This is a genomic window from Niveispirillum sp. KHB5.9 (genome assembly GCF_048066115.1).
In the GTDB taxonomy this organism is placed as follows: domain Bacteria; phylum Pseudomonadota; class Alphaproteobacteria; order Azospirillales; family Azospirillaceae; genus Niveispirillum.
Map to the genome: position 1 here is coordinate 16,818 of NZ_JBLTYX010000011.1, position 25,342 is coordinate 42,159.

The window sequence follows — 25,342 nt, forward strand, 5'->3', positions numbered from 1 at the left end:
AAACTGGACAAAAAATGTGTCTTTTTTGCCAATCCGGGCATCAAACGAACCCTTTGGAGACATGGGGCGCATAGAAGCCTTGACGTGCCCACATGGCGGCCTTTACGACAAGGTTACGCGAAATTCCCTCGGCTCCGAATATGGGGTCGGCCGCCGGCCCGAAGCCGGGGAATGATAAAAATGGGATGCGAGGAGGAAACGCATGGCACGCAAATCGACGCCGCAGGTGCGCATGGACTGCCGGGTACTTGCCGGGGTGAGTGCAGCGGCCATCCTGGCCCCGATGCTGGCGGTGGGCAGCGCCCAGGCCGTCAGCTTCAACCGCGGTGAATTGAGCGGCAGCTTCGACACGACCCTGACCATGGGCGCGCTGTTCCGCGTCCAGGGCCGTGATCCAGACCTGATCGGCGTCGCCAATGGCGGTCGCGCCCATTCCATCAATGGCGACAATGGCAACCTGAACTATGACAAGGGCCTGGTGTCGCTGGCCGGCCGTGCCACGCACGAGCTGAAGCTGAATTACGGCAATATCGGCGCCTTCGTCCGCGGCACCTATTTCTACGACATGGTGAATGCCAAGAAGTCGTCGACCAATGGTGCGCGCACCAACCGCTTCGCCTTCAATTCCGACACGGTGGAGCGTATCGGCCGCGACTTCGACCTGCTGGACGCGTTCATCTATGGCGACTTCGCCGTGGGCGACAGCTCCAACCTGTCGGTCCGCCTGGGCAAGCAGGTGCTGAGCTGGGGTGAAAGCACCTTCATCCAGAACGGCATCAACTCGATCAACCCGATCGACGTGTCGGCCCTGCGCGTGCCGGGTTCGGAGCTGAAGGAAGGCTTCCTGCCGGTTCCGATCGCCGATATCAGCTTCTCCTTCAACGAGAACGTCTCGCTGGAGGCCTTCTACCAGTTCAAGTGGGACAATACGGAGCCGGAGGCTTCGGGTTCCTTCTTCTCCACCAATGACGCGGCCTCGCCCGGCGGCCGGGAGCTGTTCATCGGCTTCGGCAACTACCTGTTCACCGACAACCCGAACCAGGGTGCGGTGGCCGGCGGCAACGTCTTCCCGGTGGACCGCTATCCCAATCCGCTGCTGAACGGCTTCCGCGGCGTGCAGTCGCTGACGCCGTTCGGCACCGTCGTGCCGCGCGCCAAGGATGACACGCCCAGCGACAGCGGCCAGTACGGCCTGGCGCTGCGCATCTTCTCCGAAGAGCTGAACAATACCGAGTTCGGCCTCTACTACACCAACCTGCATTCGCGCCTGCCGGTGCTGAGCAGCCAAGTCGGCTCGCTGGCCCAGTTCCAGGCCAGCTCCTCCACCTTCACGCAGGCGTCGAGCTACCGCGCTGAATATCCCGAGGATATCCAGCTGTTCGGCGCCAGCTTCAACACCACCATTCCCTTCGGCATCTCGCTCCAGGGTGAAGTCAGCTTCCGCAAGGACCAGCCGCTGCAGCTGGATGACGTGGAACTGCTGCAGGCCACGCTGGCCGCCCCGTCCATCCTGGGCTCCATCGCCCAGGGTCAGGCCGCCGGCGCCACCGCCGGCCGCGCGCAGGGCAGCGCCACCTTCAACAGCGCCGTCGCCGCCGCCATCGCCAGCAACCCGGCCCTGGCGCCGTTCGCGGGTCGCACCTTCGAACAGATCCAGGCCATCAACCCGACGGTGGCAGGTGCCATCAGCGCCGGTATCGCCGCCGCCCCCGGTTCGCCGGGCGGCACGCGCCTGGCGTTCGAGAATGCCGGCGCCACCGCCGGTGCCACGGCGGGCGCCAACCAGGCGGCCGTGGCCGCCGCCGGCCTGTTCAACACCAACCAGATCGTCCGCAAGATCGGCGTGATCCAGGGCACGACGGCCGCCGCCGTCACCGCCGATCTGGCCGCCCGTTACTTCGGCAAGCGCATCCAGGGCTGGGAGGAATTCGACGTCACCCAGGCCCAGATGACCGCCACCAAGGCGTTCGAGCGGGCCTTCGGCGCCGACCAGTGGGTCGTGGTGACCGAAGTGGGCGGCACCTGGATTTCCGACATGCCGGACAAGAGCGTGCTGCGCCTGGAAGGTCCGGGCACGGTCGTGGGCGGCAACCCGGCCTTCGTGGGCCGCGGCGGCATGGCCGACCTGGCCACCGACGGCTTCGCCGATGCCTTCTCCTGGGGCTATCGCGCGGCCATCCGCTTCGACTATCTGAACGCTTTCCCGGGCGTGAACCTCTATCCCTCCATCTCCTGGCAGCATGACGTGAACGGCACGACGCCGACGCCGCTGGGCAATTTCGTGGAGGATCGCAAGGCCATCAGCCTGGGCCTGCGCGCCATCGTGCGTGAGACCATCACGGTCGACCTGTCTTATTCCAACTATTTCGGGGCCGGGAAGTTCAACCTGATCAACGATCGCGACTTCGTGTCGGCCAGCGTCAAATACTCGTTCTGACGCCATTCCCGACTGAACAAGAAGCAAGCGATCGAGGAGGAAACGCATGTTCCGTATGAAATCCGCTCTCCTGGGTGGCGTCGTCGCCCTGGCCTTCAGCTTCCCCGCCCTGGCGCAGTCCGCCGCCGACCTGGGCAAGACCCTGACCCCGATGGGCGCCGTCAAGGCCGGCAATGCCGATGGTACCATCCCGGAATGGACGGGTGGCATCACCAAGCCGCCCGCCAACTGGCAGCCCGGCACGATCGAGGTGGACCCGTTCCCCGAGGACAAGGTCCAGTTCACCATCACCGCCGCCAACATGGCCCAATACGAGGCCAAGCTGCCGGAAGGCCTGAAGGCGCTGCTGAAGCGCTATCCCGACTACAAGATGAACGTCTACCCGACGCGCCGCAGCGCGTCGTACCCGGACCGCATCTACAAGGAAACCATCGCCAACGGCAGCCGTGCCAAGCTGGTCGATGGCGGCAATGGTGTGGAAGGGGCGAAGGAGGGCGTGCCCTTCCCGATCCCCAAGGAAGGCGTGGAAGCCGTCTGGAACCATCTGCTGCGCTATCGCGGCGAGGCCACGGAGCGCAATGTCGGCCAGGTGAACCCGCAGACCGACGGTTCCTACACCCTGATCATGCTGCATGAGCAGGTGAAGTACCTGTACCAGGCCCCCGGCGGGGCGCCGGCCAACACCTCGCTCTACTTCCTGCAGGAAGTGACCAGCCCGGCCCGCCTGGCGGGTGAAATCCTGCTGGTGCACGAGACGATCAACCAGGTGAAGGAGCCGCGTTCGGCCTGGACCTACAATCCCGGTCAGCGCCGCGTCCGCCGCGCCCCCAACGTCGCCTATGACAATCCGGGCACGGCGTCGGACGGCCTGCGCACCACCGACAATTTCGATGTCTATTCCGGTGCGCCCGACCGTTACGACTGGAAGCTGATTGGCAAGAAGGAAATGTACGTCCCGTACAATTCCTACAAGCTGCATTCCAAGGACACCAAGTACGCCGATATCATCAAGCCGGGCCATATCAACCAGGACCTGGCGCGCTATGAACTGCACCGCGTCTGGGTCGTGGAAGCGACCCTGAAGCAGGGCACCAGCCACATCTATGCCAAGCGCCGCTTCTATATCGACGAGGATAGCTGGCAGATTGTGGTCGCCGACCATCTGGACGCCCGTGGCGAGATGTGGCGCGTGGCCGAGAGCCATCCGGTGAACTACTATGCCATGCCGACCTTCTGGTCGACGCTGGACGCCCTCTACGACCTGCAGTCGGGTCGCTATACGGCCATCGGCCTGGACAACCAGGAAGCGCCGTACAAGTTCGAGGCCAAATACACCGACGCCGACTTCTCTCCCGACAGCTTGCGCCGCGCCGGCGTGCGCTGATCGGCGATGCGGCAACGGGCCGGCCGGTGGCGAACCGGCCGGCCCTTTTCCGTCTCTTGGGCTGTGTTAACCAAACCTCCCCGGTGATCCGATGTTCCCTTCCTCCTCCGCCCTCCGTCCCCTGGCTACAGGCCTCTGCCTGCTGGCGCTGGGGTCCCTGCCCGTGGCAGCGCAGGAGGCTGCGGCACCCGCCGTGACCCTGCGTCCGGCGGTGATCGCCCCCCTGGCCAGCCATTCCCTGATGCTGGGCGCCACCCGCGCCGGCGACCGGCTGGTGGCCGTGGGTGAGCGGGGGCATATCCTGCTGTCCGATGATAACGGCAAATCCTGGCGCCAGGTGCCGGTGCCGGCCAATGTCGCCCTGACCGGCGTGCATTTCGCCGACGCCAAGCGCGGATGGGCCGTGGGCCATGACGCGGTGATCCTGCATAGCGAGGATGGTGGCGAGAGCTGGAAGATCCAGCATGCCGACCCGGAACTGGAACAGCCGCTGATGGATGTGCTGTTCAACGCCGATGGCCAGCACGGCATCGCGGTCGGTGCCTATGGCCTGTATCTGGAGACCGCCGATGGCGGTGCCACCTGGACCGGCCGGCATATCAGCGAGGATGATTTCCATTTCAACGCGGTGCTGGCGCCCACGCCGGAAACGCGCCTGATCGTGGGCGAGGCGGGGACCATCCTGTACAGCGCCGATGCCGGCACCACCTGGGCCAAGCTGGAAAGCCCCTATGGCGGGTCGTTCTTCGACGCGCTGGCGCTGGGGCCGCAAAGCTTCCTGGCCTATGGGCTGCAGGGCAACATCCTGCGCACCGATGATGGCGGCAAGAGCTGGACCGCCATCGACAGTTCCACCAAGGCCGGCCTGATGGGCGGTGCGGTGCTGGCCAACGGGTCGGTGGTGCTGGTGGGGGCGCAAGGGTCCGTGCTGACCAGCGGCGATGGCGGCCGCACCTTCGCCTCCACCCGCCGTGCCGACCGCGTGGCGCTGGCCGATGCCATCCAGGCGGCCGACGGCAGCGTCATCCTGCTGGGCGAAAGCGGACCGATCGCCAACCAGCCCTGACGCGAGCTTCTGCCCGCGCAGCCCCGATCCCTTGATATCCAAGGCGAACCGACATGTCCCAGTCTCCGTCCCTTCCGTCCCGCCTCGAACATTGGACCTTCCGCAACCGGGTCCTGATCCTGGTGGTGTTCGCGATCCTGACCGCCCTCATGGGCTGGCAGGGGTCGAAGCTGCGCGTCGTTGCCGGGTTCGAGAAGACCCTGCCGCTTGAACATCCCTATATGCAGACCTTCACCAAGCATATGAAGGAATTCGGCGGGGCGAACCGCGTGCTGGTGGCATTGTCGGTGAAGGAAGGCGACATCTACACGCCGGAATTCATGACCCGGCTGAAGCAAGTGACGGATGAGGTGTTCTTCGTCCCCGGCGTCGACCGCGCCAGCGTCACCAGCATCTTCACGCCCAATGTGCGCTTCATCGACATCGTCGAGGACGGGTTCGCCGGCGGCAACGTCATCCCGGCGGAATTCCAGCCCAATGAGCAATGGCTGCCCATCGTCCGTGAGAATGTCCTGAAATCCGGCCAGGTGGGACGCCTGGTGGCGGAGGATTTCACGGCAGCATTGGTTAGCGTGCAGCTGGTGGAGAAGGACCCGCGCACGGGCCAGAAGCTGGACTACATGGCGGTGGCCCAGCAGCTGGAGGCCATCCGCACCAAGTTCGAGGATGACAAGATCCAGGTGCATGTCATCGGCTTCGCCAAGGCCATGGGTGACATCGCCGATGGGGCCAAGAGCGTGGTGTTGTTCTTCGCCATCGCCTTCGTCATCACCGCTGTGCTGGTCTATGGTTACGGCAAAAGCTGGCTGATGACCTTCACGATGCTGGGCATCTCGCTCTGCACCGTGGTCTGGCAATTCGGCCTGCTGGTGCTGCTGGGCTACGGCATCGATCCCTTGTCGATCCTGGTGCCATTCCTGGTCTTCGCCATCGCCATTTCGCACGGTGTGCAGAATGTCGGCACGATGACGCAGGAGATCGGCAAGGGGGCGGATGCCTTCACCGCGGCGCGCATCAGCTTCGAACGGTTGCTGATCCCCGGCGCCTCGGCCCTGGGTGCCGACGCCTTGGCCTTCGTCACCATCGCCATCATCCAGATCCAGATGATCCAGGAACTGGCGGTGTCGGCGTCCATCGGCATGCTGATCATCATCATCACCCATCTGTGGGTGCTGCCGGTGGCCCTGTCCTTCCTGCCGCTGGGCGACAAGTACCGGGCCCGCGTGTCGGGGCAGGTGGACCGGTTCGACCGGGTCTGGGGCTGGCTGGCCGTCTTCGCCCGGCCCAAGGGTGCCATCATCATGGTGCTGATCGGCCTGGGCGTGTTCGGCATTTCAGCCTGGGAACAGCGCCACATGACCGTGGGCGATACCGAAGCCGGCGTGCCCGAATTGTGGCCCGACAGCCGCTATAACCGCGATGCCCAGCTGATCGTCGACCGCTTCGCCATCGGCGTGGATATCATCCAGGTCATCGTGGAAACCAAGGCCGATGGCTGTATCGACTATAATGTCATCAAGCAGGTGGATGATTTCACCTGGGCCATTTCCAATGTCGATGGCGTGCAATCCACCATGTCCATGGCCACGGCCATGCGCACGGTCAATGCCGGCTGGAACGAGGGCAACCTGAACTGGCGCGTGCTGCCGCGCAATTCCCAGGTCCTGGTCCGCACCGTGACCCCGATCGAAACCTCCACCGGCCTGCTGAATTCCAACTGCTCGGTCATGCCGGTGATGATCTTCACCAAGGATCACAAGGCGGAGACGATCCAGCGCATCGTGGACGCGGTGGAAGGCTATAAGAAGGACAATCCGTCCGATACGGTCAGCTTCAACCTGGCCACGGGCAATGTCGGCGTGATGGCCGCCACCAACCAGGCGGTGACGACGGCGGAAAAGCCCATGCTGCTGCTGGTCTATGCCGCTGTCATCCTGTTCTGCCTGGTCACCTTCCGCTCCATCGTCGGCTCGCTGGCCACGGTGCTGCCGCTGATCGTGGTGTCGATCCTGTGCAACGCGCTGATGACCTGGCTGGGCATCGGGCTGAAGATCTCCACCCTGCCGGCAGCGGCCCTGGGCGTGGGCATCGGCGTGGATTACGGCCTCTACATCTTCAACCGGCTGCAATCCTACCTGAAGCACGGCCTGAACTTCGCGGAGGCCTATTACCGCACGCTCCAGGAAACCGGCAGCTCCGTGCTGTTCACCGGCCTGACGCTGGCGGTGGCCACGGCGACCTGGATCTTCTCCGACCTGAAGTTCCAGGCCGACATGGGCGTGCTGCTGACCTTCATCTTCCTGGCCAACATGATCGGCGCCATCGTCCTGCTGCCGGCCGTGGCGGCGCTGCTCTACAAGCTGTTCCCCAAGCTGTACGAGGCGGAAGTGCGCCGCGCGTCGCAGCGGACCTTCGCGGTGCATTGATCCATAACCCGATCCGGTGGCGGGGGCGCCACCGGATCGGATGTTCCAGGGGCGCCATTCCAACCTTGACGCCGGCCGGGTGATATTGCGACTTCTTGGCCGTCACCCGCCCCTTCGAATGACAAGCGCAGAAGTCCTGGCCCATGTCCGATACTCAAGCAGGGGCTCCGCCGGCTCCCCGCACGCCCCGCCTGCTGGTGACCATCCCGCATTATTACAGGCAGGGCAGCAACAGCCGCTACGGATCGGGCCGCGACAAGGCGGAGGCGCGCATTCACGGATTGCGGCGCTGCATCACCGCGCTGCACCAGTCGCTGGGAAGCCGCCACGCCATCATCCAGATCAGCACGGAGACGGCCCATCCCATCATCCCCCAGCAGGGGGTGGAGATCGATATCGTCATCTGCACCGCGGGTGAGGATCATCTGATCGGCGAATTGGCGCTGGGCGACGACCTGTTCACACATGAACCGACGGATATTCCAGACCCGATGTTTCTGGGCTTCGAATGTCATCGGGTGCTCAAGGAACGGTTCGGTGCCTATGACTGGTACGCCTTCATGGAAGATGACCTGGTCATTTCCGACCCCTGGTTCCTGGTCAAATGCGCCTGGTTCCAGAAATATTGCGGCCCGATGAAGGTGTTGCAGCCCAATCGCTTCGAAGTCGCCGGCGGGCCGCCGCAGAAGGTCTATATCGACGGCGACCTGAAGGAGGGCATGGTCAGGCAGATACTGCCCAACGGGCCGGAGGCCGAACTGAAGGGCCATTTCCTGGACCTGGAAATCCGCATGGTCCGCGCCCTCAATCCGCATTCGGGCATGTTCATGCTATCGTCCGTGCAGATGCAGCATTGGCTGCAGCAGCCCCGTTTCCTGAACCGCGATTCCAGTTTCCTGGGGCCTTTGGAAAGTGCCGCCACCTGCGGCATCCTGCGCACCTTTCAGGTCTTCAAGCCGCATGTCGGCAATGCCGCCTTCCTTGAGGTCCAGCATTATGGCCACGCCTTCATGCGCCATATCGGCGGGAAATTCCCCTGGCGCGACGATCCGGTGATATGAGCGTGCAAGCGCGGGTTCCCCGCCTGCTGGTGACCATCCCGCATTTCTTCAAGGAAGGGTCGGACAGCCGCTACGGATCGGGCCGGGAGAAGGCCGCCCATCGGGTGAACGCCATCCGCCGCTGCATCACCGCGCTGCACCAGTCGCTGGGGTCGCGCCAGGCGGTGATCCAGGTGGGTGACCGCGTCACCCATCCCGTCCGGCCGGTGCAGCGGGTCGAACTGGACATCGTGGTCTGCACGGCCGGCGACAACCATCTGCTGGCCGGACTGGAGGGTCTGTTCAGCCAGGAGCGCACCGGCATCGCCGATCCCATGCTGCTGGGCTATGAGTGCCAGCGTGCGATGAAGGAACGCGCCGGCCGCTACGACTGGTACGCCTATATGGAAGACGATCTGATCGTCACCGACCCCTGGTTCCTGGCCAAGCTGGCCTGGTTCCAGCGCCATGCGGGCGCGGGGGCGCTGTTGCAGCCCAACCGGTTCGAAATCGCCGGCGGGCCGCTGCACAAGCTGTATCTGGACGGTGATTTCAGCGAAACCTTCGTCCGCCAGTTCCTGCCCCGGGAGCAGGAGACGGAGCTGAAAGCCAATTTCCTGGATGTCGATGTCCGGCTGGTCCGGGCCCGCAACCCGCATGCCGGTGCCTATTTCCTGACGGCGGGACAGTTGGAATACTGGATGGGCCGCACGTCCTTCCTGGATTATGAGACCAGCTTCTTCGGGCCCCTGGAAAGTGCCGCGACCTTCGGCGTCATGCGGACCTTCCAGACCTACAAGCCGCACATGGACAATGCCGCCTTCCTGGAAATCCAGCATCACGGCAATACCTTCATGTCCTATGTGGGGACCAAGTTCCCGATGCAGGACGAACTGTCGGCATGAAAAAGGCCGCGACGGTCACCCGTCGCGGCCTTTCCCTTATGCGCCCCCCGGTACCCGGGGGACATTCAATCAGAACCCGATCTTCATATGGGCGGTCAGGGCATGGTCGGTGCGATCGCCGCCGGCGAAATGGCCATTATAGCTGACCGCCACCGCGACATTCTCCGCCGTCTCATGCACCAGGCCGGCGCCCACGGCCAGACGGCCGCGCTTGCCCGCACCCGGATCGGTCCAGGCCAGTTCGCCATTGGCGAAGCGGCCGGTGATGGCGCGGCTGTCATTCTTGAATTCGTATTCATAGGCCACGCGGACCTGCGGCACGAAGCTGGTGCCCACGCCGCTGATCTGGCCGCCGACGCTGCCCAGCAGGCTTTCGGCGTCGAAATCGTCCCAGGTCAGGGCCAGCGGGCCCGCACCCTCGTCCGCGAAACCCTCCACCCGGCTCTTGGCATAGCGCAGGCCGATGACCGGGCCCATGGCGAAGGAACCGGCGACCGGCGTGAAGCCGACCGTCGTGCCCAGCGCGTAGGTGTTGCCCTTGTAATCGCCATGGGCATTGGCGAACGGGGTGAAGCGCGTGGTGCGGTCCGACTTGTAGTCGTCGAAGCTGTAGGACAGGGTCGTGTCCATCCAGAAATCATCCGCCGCCGCGGTGATATAGGCGGTCAGGTTATAGGCGGTGGCGTCCAGCTTGGCATAGGCGTCGTCGGTGTCGACATTCAGGTTGCCATAGCTGAAGGCCAGGCCGGCGACCACATGCTGGTCGACCTGATAGTCGAAGCCCAGGCCGGCATTGAACCCGTCATATTCATAGCCGAACTGGCCCCGCACCTCATCCCGGTCGCCATCGACATAGGAGCCGAAGACGAACATGCCGAAACGGTCATCCTGGCCCGCCTGCGCGCCGATGACATTCACCGAACCCTGGCCGGTGCGCGCACCGGCCATGCGGGCCGACACGCCCTCGTTCGCCAGGTCCAGCAGGCGCTGGGCGGCATCGGTGCTGATGGCCAGGGCCGCCGGCGCCTCATAGGTGGCGGACATGGTGCCATAGGCGTACTGGGCGATCATCTGGTGGGCGGCGGTGGTGGGGTGCAGCGCGTCGAAGAACACGGTGCCGGCGGCACCCGCCGCCGTGGCGCACACGCCCGTGGCCACCAGCGACCCGCCTGGCCCGATCGGGGCATAGCAGGGGGTGGTGACGTTGGTGAAACCATAGGTCGAGGGCGACGCGACCAGGCCCTGGAACAGGGTCTGCACATCCACCACCGTCACGGTGGCACCCTGGGCGCGCAGCGTGGCGGCCGAGGCCTTGATGGCCTGGGTGTGCAGGTCGGACACGGTGTTGGCGCTGGCCTTGTCGGCGGCCGACAGGCTGCTGGTCAGTGGGATGGAGCCCAGCGGCGGCAGGTTGAACAGCACGAACTGGCGGGCACCGGCGGCATACAGGCGGCCGGCCTGGGCGGTGATGGCCCCCGTGGTGGCGGCGATGGCGGTCTGCGCGGCGGCAGTGGGGTTGGCCTGCGGCGTGGTCAGCACGGCGATGTAATCATTGCCGCCGATCCAGATGCCCACGGCGCGGCTGGCCGGAATGCTGGTGCCGCCGGTCAGATAGGCGTCGACCTGGGCCGTCAGGTCGATGGCGGTGGTGCGGGTGGCACGGGCACCGCCATAGGCACGGCTGCTGGTGGTGATGCCGGTCAGGGTGCCCAGGTTCTCCAGCCACACCGGGCCGTTGGAGAAGCGGCCATTGACATAGGGCGTGCCGGGCCGGCTGGCCGGGTTCAGGTTCTTCAGATTGTCGGTATCGCTCAGGCTGTCGCCGAACACGACCAGCGAGGAGATGTCCAGGCCCTGGGCCTTGGCCGCCGGGGCGTCCATGGCGATGGCGGACAGGGACAGCACGGCGGCAAGGGCAGTGCCGCCCAGAAGCTTCTTGCTCATCAATATGTTCCTCCCATGGTCGGGCTTTTGTTTGATGCCCGATTCAGCACGGGAAAGACGGTAGCCAAAGCCGGCGGGTCACGGAAGGGGGTGACGTTACGGAAGGGGCAGGGCCATATGCATTATTCCGGCGATTGCGGCCTTGATGACACAACCATGTCAGTCGCTACGGCAATCGGGGTAATGCCAACGGCATGCGATTCCCTGCTGTTGGCAGGCCGGCGACTGCCGGCGCCTGGCGCTTGAGGGCGCAAGGATTAAAATAATAAAAAACAGGCGGCCGCGAAGGACCGCCCGTCAAGGAACAGACTGAGAAGTGCCTCACAAGTCTCGACGGTCTTAAAGAATGGAAGGGCCGTCGAAATAATTGCCCACGCCCTTCAGCGTGAACGGGTCGAAGCTGCCCAGTTCCACCAGCTCCTGGCTGGCGGAGCTGAAATAGGACACGGGCGCGATCGAACCCGGCGTGTAAGGGGCGAAGTCGCCCACCGCCGCGACGATGATGTCCTCGATCCCGTCGCCATCCAGATCCTGGGTGCCGACGAAGTCCCAGCCGAAATCCAGCTTGAACACGGTCTCGAAATAGTCGACGCCGGCCATATAGGTGGTGGCGGGATCGAACGGCGGGTTGTGCCAGACGATGAATTCCCGGCTCTCCGCGTTGAAGAACAGGATCTCGTCGATATAATCGTTACCGTTGAACTCCCCGACCGCCGCGACCGTGATGTTCGGGTCCTGGGTGATGGAGCTGACGAAGTACTTGTCGGAATAGTCGATCTTGACGAACAGGTCGCCGGTCGCCTTGTCCTTGAACAGCACGTCGGTACCGCCACGGCCATCCAGGTTCGCCAGGCTCACGAACTCGTTGTTGCGGTCCTGGTTGTCCCAGATCACGTAGACATTGCCCGTCTGCGTATCCAGGCCATAGATCTGCTTGGCCGGCTCGGCGAAGCGGCCATTGTCGGGGTGGGGCTCACCCACGGCGATGCCCTGGCTGGTGTTGACGCCCGGCACCAGCACTTCGCCGGCGGTATTCATGATGACGCCGCGCAACTCGACCGAGATGTTGGACAGGTCCAGCGTACCCCAGGGGGCGGTCAGCGCGGTCGGCTGCGCGATGGTGGAGATCGGCTCGATCTCCGCCGGCGCGCCCGACGGGCGCGGCGCCACCAGACCGTCATCGCCGTAGGGGATGGGGTACGGGTAGGGCAGGATGTGGAATTCGCCCTCGGGGTTCGGATCGACGATGACGTTGGGCGTGTCACTGTACAGTAGGTACGACGTGAAGATCACGTCGTTGCGGCCATCGCCGTTGGCGTCGGCGATGCCGGCCAGTTCCGTCACGCGCTCCACCCCGAACATGCGGGGCGTGGGCAGCGGCAGTTCCAGCTTGTGCTCGACCGGCTTTTCGCCGCCCGGCTGGCCGTCGAACCAGGAGAAGGTGCCGTCGTCACGGCCGACCACGACATCGGCCACACCGTCCGAAGACAGGTCGCCGGCCACGACGGCATTGACGCCATTGGTGTCGACCCCCGGCAGGGGGATGGACATGCCGGTCAGCGACCGCAGGGTCAGACCAGACTTGTCGAAGGTGAGAATCTGCGAACTCATCGCACGCATGCCTCTTATTGTGGCGGCAGGTTCCGCTTGGGCGCGAACCGTTCACCGCCTAATTGCCAGCCCCGGTGACAATTGGATAACCCCGTCCCGAAAGGGGGTCAATAAGTTGCTTAATTCGGAACCACGAAATACGGCATCACTGTACAGGGGATTGTGGTACCCCGTTGGAATTGCTCAATATCCATGATTAACGCCGGGACCTGCCCGACCCCCGTGCAGAGGCTGCTGCGTGAAATCGGGTGCGACTCGCGGAAAAGGACGCATTGCGTCAATTGTTTCAATCGTTTCCGGGGTGCAATGAAAAAGGCCCCGCCGGGGTGGGCGGGGCCTTTTTCTGTGTTGGTACCTCAGGCCGGCGACTGCCGGCCCGCGATCACGTGATCGCGTAAGCCAAGCCCGCGGATGCGGGCGCCCAGCGCCTGAGGGACTTATACATTAAACCGGAAATGGAAGATGTCGCCGTCCTGGACCAGGTATTCCTTGCCTTCCATGCGCATCTTGCCGGCTTCCTTGCACCCGGCTTCGCCGCCCAGCGTGGTGTAGCTGGTGTAATCGACGGTTTCGGCCTTGATGAAGCCGCGCTCGAAATCGGTATGGATGACGCCGGCGGCTTCAGGGGCCTTGGCCCCCTTGCGCACGGTCCAGGCGCGGGCTTCCTTCGGGCCGACGGTGAAGAAGGTCAGCAGGCCCAGCAGACCGTAGCCGGCGCGGATCACCCGGTTCAGGCCCGGCTCCTCCAGCCCCAGCGAGGACAAATATTCCAGCTTGTCCTCGTCGGGCAGCTGCGACAGCTCGGCCTCGATGGCGGCGGAGATGACGACGCTGGCGGCACCCTGGCGGGCGGCCATCTCGGCCACCTTGGCGGAGAGCGCATTGCCGGTGCCGGCCGACGCCTCTTCGACGTTGCAGACATAGAGCACGGGCTTGCCGGTCAGCAGGGCCATCTGCTTGAACATGTCACGTTCTTCGTTGCTGATCTCCACCGACCGGGCCGGCTTGCCGTCGCGCAGCGCCACCAGCACGCGTTCCATCAGTTCCGACAGGGCCTTGGCATCCTTGTCGCCAGCCTTGCCCTTCTTCTGCAACGGCGGCAAGCGCTTTTCCAAGCTGTCCATGTCGGCCAGCATCAGTTCCGTCTCCACCGTCTCCGCATCGCGGACCGGTTCGATGGAGCCTTCGACATGGGTGATGTCGCCATCCTCGAAGCAGCGCAGGACGTGGACGATGGCATCGACCTCGCGGATATTGGCCAGGAACTGGTTGCCCAGGCCCTCGCCCTTCGACGCACCGCGCACCAGACCGGCGATGTCGACGAATTCAAGCTGCGTGGCGATGATCTTCTGCGACTTGGCGATCTCGGCCAGCTTGTCCAGGCGCGGGTCGGGCACGCCGACGCGGCCGACATTCGGCTCGATCGTGCAGAACGGATAGTTCGCGGCCTCGGCCGCCGCCGTGCTGGTCAGCGCGTTGAACAGGGTGGACTTGCCGACATTGGGCAGGCCGACGATACCGCAATTGAATCCCATGGGACGATGCTTTGCCGAAAAGGTTCAAGGATTGGTCCCGGTTATGGGCGATCCGGGGCCGGAATGCAAATGACGGGGGTGCAGGGCGCCCCCGTCATTTGGCCGGCAAGAGCTATGGAACGGATGGTCACAAACCGCGTTTCCCGATGTGACCATGTCACAACATGGCTCCGCCCGCGCCACGCTGCCGCCAAGATTGCCCGGCCAAATCGCATCGGGAAGGGGTTCGTCCTTGCCTTGGCCCCCGGCGGTTTGGCACTAGAGAGCCACCGATCAAGGGTCGAAGCGGCTTGGGAAAGAGAATGATGAAGCGCAGCCTGGGTTTGATGTGCCTGATGCTGGTCGTGGCCGGGTGCCAGACGAAGCCGCCGCCGGCCCCGCCGCCGGTGGTGGAAGCCCCACCGCCGCCGGCCCCGCCCAAGCCGCGCGTCATCACCATGGAGGACAGCGATCTGGCCGGCTTCCAGGGTGCCTTGCGCGAACTGGGGACCAAGGGGATCGACGTTCCCGTGGGTTGGGCCAATCCCATCACCGGCAAGCGCGGGGCCGTGAAGGTCCTGCGCGACGGCTATGACGGCCAGAACCGTCCCTGCCGCGAGTTCCATTCCGTCGTCATCCTGGAGGAGATGTACCAGCATGCGACCGGCTTCCTCTGCCGTCAGCCCGACGGCGCCTGGGAGGTGGTGCAGGCCAAGGACTATCCCCTCTACCGCCACGGCTCCTGACGGGGTCGGGACTGCTCACCTGGGGATTGTTCATGCGTCGTCCGATCGTCATTGCCGCCACCTCTGCCCTGCTGCTGGGAACCGCCCTGGGTGCGGTCTGGTGGCTGGGGGGCAGCGACAAGCAGGGCGCGCGCAACGATCCGGCCGGCATCCTGATCCCGGTGAAGCCGGAGGGCCCGGTGCTGGTGGACAAGCCGCTGGTGTCGGGCCCCGGCACTGTGTTGCCCGTGGCCGACCCGGACCAGGGCGTGCTGTCGGAAAAGGGGCTGAAGGAGATCGACGCCTTCTTCACCGCCTCCAACAGCCGCGCCCTGCTGGTCTGGCACGCTGGTGCCCTGCAGCTGGAACGCTATGCCCCCGATGTCCAGGCCGGCGACCTGCTGGATGGCACCGGGCTGATGCCGGCCATCATGGCCCTGCTGACCGGTCAGGCGCTGCGCGACGGGGCGCTGCCGGGGCTGGAGACCGGCATCGGCAAGTGGTTGCCGGAATGGGCGGGCGACGATCGCGGCCGCATCACTGTGCGCCAGCTGCTGGCCGGCACCTCGGGCATCACCATTCCCACCACGCCCCCGGCTGGAGATGCCATCGCCTGGACCCTGTCGGCCAAGCTGGATTTCGAACCGGGCAGCCGCTTCGCCCCCAATGATTTCGAGGCGCAGGTGCTGGGTCTGGTCCTGTCGCGCGCCGCGGGTGTGCCGGCGGCCGATCTGCTGTCGGAAAAACTGTGGCGGCGCTTGGGGGCCCGGCCGGGCCAAGTGTCGGCCGGCGGCAATGACGGGGCGGCCTATCTCCATTGCTGCGTGAGGGCGACCGCGCGCGACTGGCTGCGGCCGGGCCTGCTGCTGCTGGAAGGCGGCGTGGTGGGGGCGACGCAGCTGGTGCCCACCCCCTGGCTGGACCAGATGGAACGGCCCAACGGTCTGACCCGCCATGATGGCTGGCGGGTGCGCCTGGGCTGGCCGTTCGAGGCGAAGAACGGCAATGGTGCGAAGAAGCCGTTCGCCGATGGCGACACGATCTTCCTGTCCGGTGCCGATGGTGCACGGCTTTATGTGTCGAAGGGGCGTGATCTGGTGGTGCTGCGCCTGGGGCCGGCGGTGGCGGATTGGGACGAATCGGCCCTGCCCAATCTGGTGTCGCGGTCGCTGACCACCCCGCCGGCGGAATTCCGGTCGAAGAACGGCATGAAAGTTGGCCGGGCGCGCGATCTGAACGGGCAGGTTGAAATGCCACCCATCACCAAGCCGCCGCCCGTGCCGAAGGTCACGGTGGAACCGCTTGGCCCGCCGCCGGGCAGCAAGTAAGGTTTCGCCCCGCCGGCCAGACAAGGGCCCGGCGGGGACGTACAGGCCTTTTCTTCAGCCGTTACTTGGATTTAAAGGCGCGCAACTGCTTGTTGAAGTCGGCCGCCAGCTTCTCCATGCGGGTGGAGGCGTCGTTGTATTTCTTGGTCCAGTCACCACCCGCGCGGCCCTTGCCTTCGAATTCCAGGCAGGCCAGATATTCCTGGGTCTCGGCGACATAGGCCTTCACCGCCTGCTGGGCGGCGACCATGTCGGCTTCCGCCGCCGTCGCCCCGTCGGGCAGGACCGGCGCATCCTTCAACGTGCATTCCGCATGGGCGGCACCGACAAACCCGAACGCCGCCACGGCAAGCGCGGCCGCAACCATTTTCTTCATCGTAAAAGCCCCTTGTTCATCGCCACTTATCGTTTACGCACTTCGACTTCATTTGGCTTTTTGTCGGTGGGTGATGACGTCCCGCCGGCGCCCCTCCCTACAGGGCTTACGCGACCGATTTTATCGGTAAATTCTTAATAGATGTTTGCGGCCGGGCCGCATCCTCCGAATCCGCCGCCCTTGCGGTAGATACGCCTACATTTTCGTTACAAGCTCGGTTATACCTATGCGAAAGTCTGGGGGGTCGGCAAGGGACATTCCCGTCGATCCGATGATGGAGTGGGTTTTAATAAAAATGTCCCAATTAACTACTCATTCCATCGCGTGTAGTGGTTAACGCGCCCTGTTCGCGGGGTTCGGTAATGTGTCGTTAAAAATGTACGGCACGGTCGTTCGTTAAAGCGGTTTTTCGCTTGTGCGGAATTTGCGGTTGGTCAAAGTCACGCGTGCGGTAAAGGACAGGAGAGGTTCAGCGAGATGAGCACTATCAATCGGACCATGCGCCCGACCGGCAAGGCTGCGCCGGCTGCTGCCGGTTCCGCCGGCGGTCTGGGCGCCCTTTTCGGCAACTGGTCCATCAGTCGCAAGATCACCTTTTCGATCGCCGTGCCGGTCATCATCGGCCTGGGTGCCGTGATCGGCCTCAGCGCCTCGTCGATGAGCGACGCGATGCTGGACCTTTCCCAGCGGTCCGAAAGCCAGGTCACGGAGATGATGGCGGCCCAGATGGCCGCCGCCGTGCGCTTCAAGAATTCCGACGCCGTGGCCGACAGCTACAACGACCTCGCCACCGCCAAGGGCACCAGCCTGGCCGCCGTGAAGGTGGTGGATGCCGATGGCGAGGTGCTGAACGAATATCCCACCAAGGAAAAGCCGCTGCCGGCCGGCATGGCGGGCTTCGACTTCGCCAAGGCCAAGATCGACAAGACCGTGGCCGACGTGAAGGTGCAGGATCTGGGTGACTTCCTGATCGCCCAGGCCCCGGTGCGCGCCGGTGCCAACCGTGACCAGGTGGGCACGCTGACCGTGGCCTGGAGCCGCGCCAACGTGCAATCGTCGATCTCCACCGCCGTGTGGGGCAACCTGCTGATCGCCGCCATCGTGCTGGCCGTGCTGATCGGTCTGCTGGTCTTCCTGCTGCACAAGATCGTCGGCGCGCCGCTGAAGGACATGCAGTCCGCCATGTCCAAGCTGGCCGGCGGTGATCTGTCCGTGGCCGTCACCGGCCTGGGCCGCGGGGACGAGATCGGCGCCATGGCGCAGTCGGTGCAGGTCTTCAAGGACAATGCCCTTGAGGTTGAAAACCTGCGCCGCCGCCAGGAAGAGGCCGAGCGTCAGGCTGCCGTGGAGAAGAAGGCCTCCATGCAGAAGCTGGCGTCCGACTTCGAGAATTCGGTGAAGGGCGTGGTGGCCGAGTTGTCGGGCGCCTCCAGCCAGGTGCAGTCGACCGCCGAGGGGCTGTCCGCATCGGCCGAGGAAAGCCGTGCGCAGACCAGCGCCGTCGCCGCCGCCACCCAGCAGGCCAGTGCGAACGTGCAGTCGGTGGCCAGCGCCACCGAGGAACTGGCCGGCTCGCTGGCCGAGATTTCCAACCAGGTCAACACCTCGGCCCGCATCGCCCGCGATGCCGCCAAGACCGCCGAGAAGACCAACGGCACCGTGCAGTCGCTGGCCCAGCGCGCCCAGTCGATCGGCGACGTGGTGAAGCTGATCAGCGACATCGCCAGCCAGACCAACCTGCTGGCCCTGAACGCCACGATCGAAGCGGCCCGCGCCGGTGAAGCCGGCAAGGGCTTCGCCGTCGTGGCCTCGGAAGTGAAGTCGCTGGCCAATCAGACGGCCAAGGCCACGGAAGAGATCGCCAGCCAGATCACCACGATGCAGGACGCCACCAAGGAGGCCGTCGACGCCATCGTCACCATCAGCCGTACCATCGCGGAGATCAACGACATCTCCGAAATGGTCGCCGGTGCTGTCGAGGAGCAGGACGCCGCCACCAAGGAGATCGCCCGCAACGTGCAGCAGGCCTCCATGGGCACGATGGAGGTTACCCGCAACATCGAGAGCCTGGAGCAGGTCGCACACCAGACCGGTTCCTCTGCCACCGACATGCTGGGTGCCGCCCGCAACATGGCCCGCCAGTCCGGCGAACTGGGCGACACCGTGGACCGCTTCCTGGCCCAGGTGCGCAGCGCCTAAGGTCAAGGGTGCGCAGCGCCTGAGTTCAGAAAGCGTTCAAGCTACTGTCCTACCGCAGGCCCCCGTCCATCCGGACGGGGGCTTTGCGTTTTGGAGGCAGGAACATTCTTCTCTATTTGACTTCTCCACTTTCGAGAGACCTCTGCGAAAGTCTGGGCCGTGAGGGTTCCGATAAATCCACCGTCACCCCGGCGAAGGCCGGGGCCCAGGTCGTAGAGCGAAGCGCTTGTCACTTGGGCCCCGGCCTTCGCCGGGGTGACGGTGGAGAGTGTGGCAGTGATGGTGCCCAAGAGTTTCGAGAGGCTCCGCGAAAATAGGATAGCGCCAAGTCAATGCCGATATATTCACCGAGATCGCTTCGCTGCACCTGGAGAAGGCCCGCCCGACTTGCTAGGATTGGTTAACGAATGGTGGGGCCGACAGGGGTGCCTGGGCAGATGCGGTTGGCTTTGATCTGGTTACTCTTGCTGGCCGCACCGCTCCCGGCGCTGGCTCTGCCTTGGGACGAGGATGGGGCGGTGATATCCGCCACCTCCCGCCGGGCGGAGGACAATCCCCGCATCGGCACCGTGATGCACGACCTGACCACGGAAATGCTGGCCGATCCGGTGATGCTGGCGGCGTTGCGCCAGGCCAGCCGCGACAATGACACCGTGTCGATCGACACGATCATCCAGCGCGACATCGCCTGGCGCCTGCAGGCCAAGAGGGGGCGGGGGACGCTGCTGGATGTGGGGATGGGCGGGACCCTGTCGCAGCGTCTGGCGCTGATGCGCTTCCCGCGCCAGGCGGTGCTGACCGACCTGATCCTGACCGATGATCGTGGCCTGCTGGCCGGGGCCACCCGTATCCCCAGCGATTACGACCAGTCGGACGAGGCCAAATACATGATCCCTGCCACCACTGCCCCCGGCATGGTGCATGTGGAGAACGCCGCCTACGACGAATCAGCCGACGATTATGTCGTGCTGGCCAGCGTGCTGCTGGTCGATCCCGTCGATGGGAAGCAACTGGGCGTACTCTGCGCCAACTTCAATCTGGCGGCCCTGCAGCGGGATTAACGCAGGCGTAGGTCGGGGTGAGCGATAGCGAACCCCGACACCCATTGCACCGTCGCTTGTCGGGGTTCGCTATCGCTCACCCCGACCTACGGCATCAAGCCTTCTCGTTGCCGCCATTGCTGGCGGACCAGACTTCCGGCGCGTGCAGGAACTTTTCCACCTCGCCCAGCGTGTGGGCGTCGAAATAATTGCCCTCGCGCGCCGTGCGCAGCACGTCCCACCAGGTGGCCAGCGCGTGCAGCTTCACGCCCATATCGGCCATAGTGGCTTCCGATTGCGGGAAGATGCCGTAATGGAAGACCACCCAGATATGTTCGACAATGGCGCCGGCATCGCGCAGCGCATTGACGAAATTGATCTTCGAGCCGCCCTCGCTGGCCAGATCCTCGACCAGCAGCACGCGCTGGCCTTCCAGCAGTTGCCCTTCGATCTGGGCGTTGCGGCCGAAGCCCTTGGGTTTCTTGCGGACATAGAGCATGGGCAGGTCCAGCGCGTCCGACACGAAGGCGGCATAGGGGATGCCCGCCGTCTCGCCACCGGCCACGGCATCGAACGCCTCGAACCCGGCCTCGCGGCACAGCTGGTCCTTCGCGGCCTGGATCAGGAAGCGCCGCGCGCGCGGGAAGCTGATCAGCTTGCGGCAGTCGATATAGACGGGGCTGGCGCGACCCGAGGTGAAGATGAACGGCTTTTCCGCATTGAACAGGACCGACTTGGTCTCGATCAGGATGCGGGCCGTCTGGGTGGCGGCGGTGGCGGCGTCGATCATGGCATGGTCCCTGCGCTTAAGGGTGGGAGGCGTAGGTCAGGTCGAGCCGGAGGCGAGTCCTGACATTCATATCAAACCAGTTTCCAGTCCAGGCGCTCACCGGACCGGAAGGGCATGATTGCGGCCTTGCCATCGACATCCAGGATGTCGGGCACGATCAGACCGCTTTTCTCCAGCGTGATGGTGTCTTCATTGGGCTCCAGCCCGTAATAGGCGGGGCCGTTCAGGCTGGCGAAGGCCTCCAGCCTGTCCAGCGCCCCCTCCTCATCGAACACCTGGGTATAGAGTTCGACGGCGGTGGTGGCGGTATAGATGCCGGCGCAGCCGCAGGCGGTTTCCTTAGCGCCGATCGGGTGCGGGGCGCTGTCGGTGCCGAAGAAGAACCAGGGCTCCCCCGACGTCGCCGCCTCGCGCAGCGCCAGCCGGTGCGTCTCGCGCTTGGCGATGGGCAGGCAATAGAGATGCGGGCGGATGCCGCCGGCGAAGATGTTCGACCGGTTGATCATCAGATGATGGGCGGTGATGGTGGCGGCCAGCTTGCCCGTCGGCCCGAACTTGCGCACCACCGCGACCCCCTCGGCCGTGGTGATATGTTCCAGCACGATCTTCAGGTCCGGGTGGCGTTCGCGCAGTGTCGGCAGGACGGTGTCGATGAACACCGCCTCGCGGTCGAAGATGTCGACCTTCTGGTCCGTGACCTCGCCATGCACCAGCAGCGGCAGCCCGACCTTGGCCATCCGGTCCAGGCAGGGTGCGACCTTGTCCAAGTCGGTGACGCCATGGGCGGAATTGGTGGTGGCATGGGCGGGATACATCTTCACGGCGGTGAAGATGCCCGCTTCCTTGCCCTTGGCCAGATCGTCCGGATCGGTGCCGTCGGTCAGGTACGCGGTCATCAGCGGCTGGAACCGGCTGCCTTCGGGCAGGGCGCCGACGATCTCCGCCCGGTAGGTTTCGGCCTGGGCCGCCGTGATCACCGGGGGCACCAGGTTGGGCATGACGATGGCCCGGCCCAGCTGTGCCGCCGAATGCCCCAGCACGGCGCGCAGCATGGCGCCGGTGCGCAGATGCAGGTGCCAGTCGTCCGGGCGGCGGATGGTCAGGCGTTGCGGATTCTGGGTCATGATCGGCGGGTCCCCTCGGGCCAGGTGAGCGATGTCTAGGGCCAAAGCCGCGCCGGCTCAAGCGCCGCTGCGGAAGCCCGGGCCTGCGCCCGTGTCGGGGGGCGATGGTGATTGACCCGGCTTGCGAGGGGGGCATAGGCTGTTCCATCGGCAGCCGCCGTTCCTTTCGGGCAGATATTGTTGACGCGTTTCCCCCGCCGCCTTAGGCGGCATCTTCTGGCCGCCCTGCTGGCGGTACCGCTGCTGCTGCCGGCCCATGATGCCGGGGCCAGGGTGGGGGACAACCCGGCTGTCACCGCTTCCAACAATGTCACCGTGGTTTGCGGTCCCTTGCCCTTCGTCTCCGACGGGGCCGATTGCGAGCGCGGGATCGGTGCCGAACTGGCGCGGGCGGCCTGCGACCGGGCCGGCTTGAAATGCAGTTTCCAGCAATTCCCCTGGCCGCGCGCCCAGAAGGAGGTGGAGATGCGCCAGGCCGACATCCTGGTCGGCCCGTTCCGCACGCCGGAACGTGAAGCCTGGATGGAATTCAGCCGCGAACATTTCTATGTCGACCAGATGTGGCTGTTCCGCCCCGTGCCCACCGATGGCGGTGCCATGCCGGGAGAGGCGGGGATCGCCCATGTCGGGGTGCCGCTGGGCTGGGCCGTGGGCGGCGGGTTGGAGAAGCGGCCGGGCATCAGCCTGGAACAGGTGCGCACGGCCGATATCGCCCTGACCCTGATCCTGTCCGGCCGGCTGGACGCGGCGGCGGTGCATGCCCGCGCGGTGGCCCGGTTCCAGGATGACCATCCCGGCGTCCGGTTCCTGCCCGTGGGCAAGCCCTTGTCGGTGCAGCGATCCTATATGGGCTTTTCCAAGCCGTTCGCGGCCAGCCTGGAACGCCGCATGTTCGAAATGGCGTACGAGTCGCTGCTGGCGGACAAAATCTACGCCGACATCCTGGCCCGCAATAAACCTTTCCCGGACATGCGGACGGAAGTTGCCGCGCGCGGCCATCAGTTCCCCGCCGGCCGATAGCGCAAGCCCGTTCGTCGCGGCGCTGCCCGGCGCAAACACCGCCTCCGTTTGCGCTGTAACCAGGCCTAGAATGCCCGCCGTTGATCCACGAAAAGGGATTTCAGCGATCATGTCCGGCAAGGAACATCACTATCCCGTCACCATCACCTGGACCGGCAACCAGGGCGCCGGCACCAGCGCCTATCGCGCCTATAGCCGCGACCACCTGATCAATGCCGGGACCAAGCCCGCCATCCAAGGTTCGTCGGACCCGTCCTTCCGCGGCGATCCCGCGCGCTGGAACCCGGAGGAGCTGCTGGTCGCGTCGCTGTCCGCTTGTCATAAGCTCTGGTACCTGGGCCTGTGCGCCGGGGCCGGCATCGTGGTGACGGCATATGAGGACCGGGCCGAAGGCTGGATGGTGGAGGAGGCGGGCGGTGCCGGCCAGTTCACCCGCGTCCTGCTCCGCCCGCGCGTCACCCTGGCGGCCGACGCGGATGTGGAAAAGGCCGCCCACCTGCACCATACGGCGCACGAGATGTGCTTCATCGCCCGGTCGGTGAATTTCCCCGTCGAGGCGGAGCCGGAGTTTGTTTGAGTGGCGGAGCCGGAGTTTGTTTGAGTGGCGGAGCCCGAGTTTGTCAGCGGCTGAAGCCGAACCTCACCACCAGCCCCTTTGTGCCGCCCAGCTCCAGTTCATGGCCCAGCCTGTGGGCGATCTGGTGGCAGAGCGCCAGACCCAGCCCCAGGCCGCGCAGCGCGATACCCACCCGTTCCAGCCGCCCGCCGGGTTCCAGCACCAGGGCCCGGTTGGCGGGCTGGATGCCCGGCCCGTCATCGGCCACCAGCAGTGCCGGCCCACCGGCGCGGCGCACACCCACCAGCACGCGGCGGCCGGGCGTGGCATGGGTCAGGGCATTATCGATCAGGGCGCGCAGCACCCGGTCCAGCATCACCGGATCGGTTTCCACCGACAGGCTGGTGGGCACCAGCTTGATCCGCTTGCCGGCCTTCGCGGCCTTTTCCACCATTTCCCCCACGACGCGCGCCAGCAGCGGGCCCAGCGGCACATTCTCCGCCCGCACCCGCGCCGTGCCGGCACCCAGCGCCGCCAGGGTCAGCACCTGATCCATCTGCGCTGCCCCGACCTCCAGCGCCTCCTCCAGCCGCCCGGCCAGTTCCACCTGCTTGGGTTCCTGAAGCTTCATCTGCAACAGGTTCAGGAACAGCCGCATGGCCTGGAAAGGCTGGCGCAAATCATGCCCGACGGAAGAGAGCAGGCGGACGGGATCGATGGGGGCGGGGGCGTTCATGGGTGGACGGTTTTCCTGTCGAACGGTCGATGCAGGAAAGTGGCTGGCTTTAACGCCGGCGTCCATGGGCTTGGTTGAGGGGACCGATAGGTCACAGACCGGGATCGCTCCCGGCCCGTCAAAAAAGACCTCACACGAACGACGCCGGTTTCGCCGCCGCCGCCCGGTATTCCTCCTTCATGCGCGCCACCAGGTCGGCCACCGGGGGCGCGTCATGGATGGTGCCGATGCCCTGGCCGGCCGACCAGATATCCTTCCAGGCCTTCTTCTTCGACCAATCCTCGATCGACAGGTTGGGATCGGCGGCCCCGCCGGAAATGGCATTCACGTCAATGCCGTTGGCGGCGACGCTGGGGCCCAGATAGTTGCCGGGGATGCCGCTGAACATCGGCGTATAGACGATGTCGACGGCGGCATGGTCGATCAGCATCTGCTTGTATTCCGCCGGGGCATTGCCCTCCGCGGTCGCGATGAAGCGGGTGCCGACATAGGCGAAATCGGCCCCCATCACCTCCGCCGCGCGCACCTGCGCGCCGGACGAGATGGCACCGGCCAGCACGATCGGCCCGTCGAAGAATTCCCGCACCTCCGACAAAAGCGCGAAGGGAGAGGTGGTGCCGGCATGGCCGCCGGCACCGGCCGCTACCAGGATCAGCCCGTCCACCCCCGCCTCGATCGCCTTTTTGGCGTGGCGGATATTGGTGACGTCGTGGAAGACCAGACCGCCATAGGAATGGATGGCATCGACGATGCCGACGGGGGCACCGACCGAGGTGATGGCCAGCGGCACCTTGTGCTTGACCAGCAGTTCCACGTCACCCTGCAGGCGGGTGTTGGAGCGGTGGACGATCAGGTTGACGCCGAACGGTGCCACCGGCTTGCCCGGATGGGCGGCGGCATGGTCGACCAGTTCGGCGGTGATCCGGCCCAGCCATTCATCCAGCTGTTCGGCCTGGCGGGCATTCAGGCTGGGGAAGGTGCCGACGATCCCGGCCTTGCATTCGGCCAGCACCAGATCGGGATAGCTGACGATGAACATCGGCGAGGCGATGACGGGCAGCGACAGCTTTCCAGAAAACAGGCTGGGGATCGGCATCTTCGGTCATTCCTCCTGGCAGCGC

General features: G+C 65.1%; 20 protein-coding genes. 12 read left to right on the forward strand and 8 right to left on the reverse strand.

The window, feature by feature from the left end; translation table 11 throughout:
• The first annotated feature begins 202 nt into the window (after positions 1-202).
• The 6 genes from ACM9HJ_RS17865 (at position 203) to ACM9HJ_RS17890 (ending at position 9,258) form a co-directional block, all read left to right on the forward strand.
• Positions 203-2,437, forward strand: coding sequence for a DUF1302 domain-containing protein (locus tag ACM9HJ_RS17865; protein ID WP_416573118.1), 2,235 nt, complete (start codon positions 203-205; stop codon positions 2,435-2,437).
• Between the two features lie 46 nt (positions 2,438-2,483).
• On the forward strand, positions 2,484-3,821 hold the full coding sequence (locus ACM9HJ_RS17870) for a DUF1329 domain-containing protein (protein ID WP_416573119.1): 1,338 nt from the start codon (positions 2,484-2,486) through the stop codon (positions 3,819-3,821).
• A 91-nt stretch (positions 3,822-3,912) separates the two neighbouring features.
• Complete coding sequence (locus ACM9HJ_RS17875) at positions 3,913-4,887, forward strand: WD40/YVTN/BNR-like repeat-containing protein (protein WP_416573120.1); 975 nt, start codon at positions 3,913-3,915, stop codon at positions 4,885-4,887.
• 53 nt (positions 4,888-4,940) lie between these two features.
• Positions 4,941-7,313 carry an efflux RND transporter permease subunit gene (locus ACM9HJ_RS17880; protein ID WP_416573121.1) on the forward strand — a complete coding sequence of 791 codons (2,373 nt, stop codon included), beginning with the start codon at positions 4,941-4,943 and terminating at the stop codon, positions 7,311-7,313.
• 143 nt (positions 7,314-7,456) lie between these two features.
• Positions 7,457-8,374 carry a hypothetical protein gene (locus tag ACM9HJ_RS17885; RefSeq protein ID WP_416573122.1) on the forward strand — a complete coding sequence of 306 codons (918 nt, stop codon included), beginning with the start codon at positions 7,457-7,459 and terminating at the stop codon, positions 8,372-8,374.
• Entirely contained in the window at positions 8,371-9,258 is an 888-nt protein-coding gene (locus ACM9HJ_RS17890; RefSeq protein WP_416573123.1) for a hypothetical protein, read from the forward strand. Before ACM9HJ_RS17885 ends, ACM9HJ_RS17890 begins: the two co-directional genes overlap by 4 nt.
• A 69-nt stretch (positions 9,259-9,327) precedes the next feature.
• Here ACM9HJ_RS17890 and ACM9HJ_RS17895 read toward each other — a convergent pair whose 3' ends face one another.
• From ACM9HJ_RS17895 to ychF, 3 genes are all read right to left on the reverse strand, one after another.
• Positions 9,328-11,202, reverse strand: a complete 1,875-nt coding sequence (locus tag ACM9HJ_RS17895; RefSeq protein ID WP_416573124.1) for an autotransporter domain-containing protein — start codon at positions 11,200-11,202, stop codon at positions 9,328-9,330.
• Positions 11,203-11,541: 339 nt separating this feature from the next.
• A complete protein-coding gene (locus tag ACM9HJ_RS17900; protein WP_416573125.1) occupies positions 11,542-12,813 on the reverse strand; it encodes a hypothetical protein in 1,272 nt (423 codons plus the stop codon).
• 437 nt (positions 12,814-13,250) lie between these two features.
• Positions 13,251-14,348 (reverse strand): redox-regulated ATPase YchF, encoded by a 1,098-nt coding sequence (gene ychF / locus ACM9HJ_RS17905; RefSeq protein WP_416573126.1) that lies wholly within the window; start codon positions 14,346-14,348, stop codon positions 13,251-13,253.
• 302 nt (positions 14,349-14,650) lie between these two features.
• Between ychF and ACM9HJ_RS17910 the strand changes: the two genes are divergently transcribed.
• Together ACM9HJ_RS17910 and ACM9HJ_RS17915 are read left to right on the forward strand one after the other, a co-directional pair.
• Complete coding sequence (locus ACM9HJ_RS17910; protein WP_416573127.1) at positions 14,651-15,073, forward strand: RT0821/Lpp0805 family surface protein; 423 nt, start codon at positions 14,651-14,653, stop codon at positions 15,071-15,073.
• A gap of 32 nt (positions 15,074-15,105) precedes the next feature.
• Positions 15,106-16,380, forward strand: coding sequence for a serine hydrolase domain-containing protein (locus tag ACM9HJ_RS17915; protein ID WP_416573128.1), 1,275 nt, complete (start codon positions 15,106-15,108; stop codon positions 16,378-16,380).
• A gap of 61 nt (positions 16,381-16,441) precedes the next feature.
• Here the strand turns inward: ACM9HJ_RS17915 and ACM9HJ_RS17920 are convergent, their stop codons facing one another.
• A complete protein-coding gene (locus tag ACM9HJ_RS17920) occupies positions 16,442-16,756 on the reverse strand; it encodes a hypothetical protein (RefSeq protein ID WP_416573129.1) in 315 nt (104 codons plus the stop codon).
• A gap of 477 nt (positions 16,757-17,233) precedes the next feature.
• On the opposite strand from ACM9HJ_RS17920, the gene ACM9HJ_RS17925 reads away from it, so the two are divergent.
• Together ACM9HJ_RS17925 and ACM9HJ_RS17930 are read left to right on the forward strand one after the other, a co-directional pair.
• Positions 17,234-18,955 (forward strand): methyl-accepting chemotaxis protein, encoded by a 1,722-nt coding sequence (locus tag ACM9HJ_RS17925; RefSeq protein ID WP_416573130.1) that lies wholly within the window; start codon positions 17,234-17,236, stop codon positions 18,953-18,955.
• A gap of 437 nt (positions 18,956-19,392) precedes the next feature.
• Positions 19,393-20,016, forward strand: coding sequence for a hypothetical protein (locus tag ACM9HJ_RS17930; RefSeq protein WP_416573131.1), 624 nt, complete (start codon positions 19,393-19,395; stop codon positions 20,014-20,016).
• Between the two features lie 94 nt (positions 20,017-20,110).
• Here the strand turns inward: ACM9HJ_RS17930 and ACM9HJ_RS17935 are convergent, their stop codons facing one another.
• On the reverse strand, positions 20,111-20,785 hold the full coding sequence (locus ACM9HJ_RS17935) for an orotate phosphoribosyltransferase (RefSeq protein ID WP_416573132.1): 675 nt from the start codon (positions 20,783-20,785) through the stop codon (positions 20,111-20,113).
• Between the two features lie 71 nt (positions 20,786-20,856).
• A complete protein-coding gene (gene pyrC / locus ACM9HJ_RS17940; protein WP_416573133.1) occupies positions 20,857-21,909 on the reverse strand; it encodes a dihydroorotase in 1,053 nt (350 codons plus the stop codon).
• A 180-nt stretch (positions 21,910-22,089) separates the two neighbouring features.
• On the opposite strand from pyrC, the gene ACM9HJ_RS17945 reads away from it, so the two are divergent.
• The gene (locus ACM9HJ_RS17945) at positions 22,090-22,929 is read left to right on the forward strand and encodes a substrate-binding periplasmic protein (RefSeq protein WP_416573134.1); all 840 of its coding nucleotides are present in this window, start codon (positions 22,090-22,092) and stop codon (positions 22,927-22,929) included.
• Positions 22,930-23,038: 109 nt separating this feature from the next.
• The gene (locus ACM9HJ_RS17950; RefSeq protein ID WP_416573135.1) at positions 23,039-23,506 is read left to right on the forward strand and encodes an OsmC family protein; all 468 of its coding nucleotides are present in this window, start codon (positions 23,039-23,041) and stop codon (positions 23,504-23,506) included.
• A gap of 43 nt (positions 23,507-23,549) precedes the next feature.
• Here ACM9HJ_RS17950 and ACM9HJ_RS17955 read toward each other — a convergent pair whose 3' ends face one another.
• Both ACM9HJ_RS17955 and ACM9HJ_RS17960 read right to left on the reverse strand, forming a co-directional pair.
• Positions 23,550-24,221, reverse strand: a complete 672-nt coding sequence (locus tag ACM9HJ_RS17955; protein WP_416573136.1) for a sensor histidine kinase — start codon at positions 24,219-24,221, stop codon at positions 23,550-23,552.
• Positions 24,222-24,351: 130 nt separating this feature from the next.
• Positions 24,352-25,317 (reverse strand): NAD(P)H-dependent flavin oxidoreductase, encoded by a 966-nt coding sequence (locus ACM9HJ_RS17960; protein ID WP_416573137.1) that lies wholly within the window; start codon positions 25,315-25,317, stop codon positions 24,352-24,354.
• Positions 25,318-25,342: the final 25 nt, after the last annotated feature.

Coding starts and splice junctions, on each gene's coding strand:
- ACM9HJ_RS17865 (WP_416573118.1), top strand. CDS start 203: ATGGCACGCAAATCGACGCCGCAGGTGCGCATGGACTGCCGGGTACTT.
- ACM9HJ_RS17870 (WP_416573119.1), top strand. CDS start 2,484: ATGTTCCGTATGAAATCCGCTCTCCTGGGTGGCGTCGTCGCCCTGGCC.
- ACM9HJ_RS17875 (WP_416573120.1), top strand. CDS start 3,913: ATGTTCCCTTCCTCCTCCGCCCTCCGTCCCCTGGCTACAGGCCTCTGC.
- ACM9HJ_RS17880 (WP_416573121.1), top strand. CDS start 4,941: ATGTCCCAGTCTCCGTCCCTTCCGTCCCGCCTCGAACATTGGACCTTC.
- ACM9HJ_RS17885 (WP_416573122.1), top strand. CDS start 7,457: ATGTCCGATACTCAAGCAGGGGCTCCGCCGGCTCCCCGCACGCCCCGC.
- ACM9HJ_RS17890 (WP_416573123.1), top strand. CDS start 8,371: ATGAGCGTGCAAGCGCGGGTTCCCCGCCTGCTGGTGACCATCCCGCAT.
- ACM9HJ_RS17895 (WP_416573124.1), bottom strand. CDS start 11,202: ATGAGCAAGAAGCTTCTGGGCGGCACTGCCCTTGCCGCCGTGCTGTCC.
- ACM9HJ_RS17900 (WP_416573125.1), bottom strand. CDS start 12,813: ATGAGTTCGCAGATTCTCACCTTCGACAAGTCTGGTCTGACCCTGCGG.
- ychF (WP_416573126.1), bottom strand. CDS start 14,348: ATGGGATTCAATTGCGGTATCGTCGGCCTGCCCAATGTCGGCAAGTCC.
- ACM9HJ_RS17910 (WP_416573127.1), top strand. CDS start 14,651: ATGATGAAGCGCAGCCTGGGTTTGATGTGCCTGATGCTGGTCGTGGCC.
- ACM9HJ_RS17915 (WP_416573128.1), top strand. CDS start 15,106: ATGCGTCGTCCGATCGTCATTGCCGCCACCTCTGCCCTGCTGCTGGGA.
- ACM9HJ_RS17920 (WP_416573129.1), bottom strand. CDS start 16,756: ATGAAGAAAATGGTTGCGGCCGCGCTTGCCGTGGCGGCGTTCGGGTTT.
- ACM9HJ_RS17925 (WP_416573130.1), top strand. CDS start 17,234: ATGAGCACTATCAATCGGACCATGCGCCCGACCGGCAAGGCTGCGCCG.
- ACM9HJ_RS17930 (WP_416573131.1), top strand. CDS start 19,393: ATGCGGTTGGCTTTGATCTGGTTACTCTTGCTGGCCGCACCGCTCCCG.
- ACM9HJ_RS17935 (WP_416573132.1), bottom strand. CDS start 20,785: ATGATCGACGCCGCCACCGCCGCCACCCAGACGGCCCGCATCCTGATC.
- pyrC (WP_416573133.1), bottom strand. CDS start 21,909: ATGACCCAGAATCCGCAACGCCTGACCATCCGCCGCCCGGACGACTGG.
- ACM9HJ_RS17950 (WP_416573135.1), top strand. CDS start 23,039: ATGTCCGGCAAGGAACATCACTATCCCGTCACCATCACCTGGACCGGC.
- ACM9HJ_RS17955 (WP_416573136.1), bottom strand. CDS start 24,221: ATGAACGCCCCCGCCCCCATCGATCCCGTCCGCCTGCTCTCTTCCGTC.
- ACM9HJ_RS17960 (WP_416573137.1), bottom strand. CDS start 25,317: ATGCCGATCCCCAGCCTGTTTTCTGGAAAGCTGTCGCTGCCCGTCATC.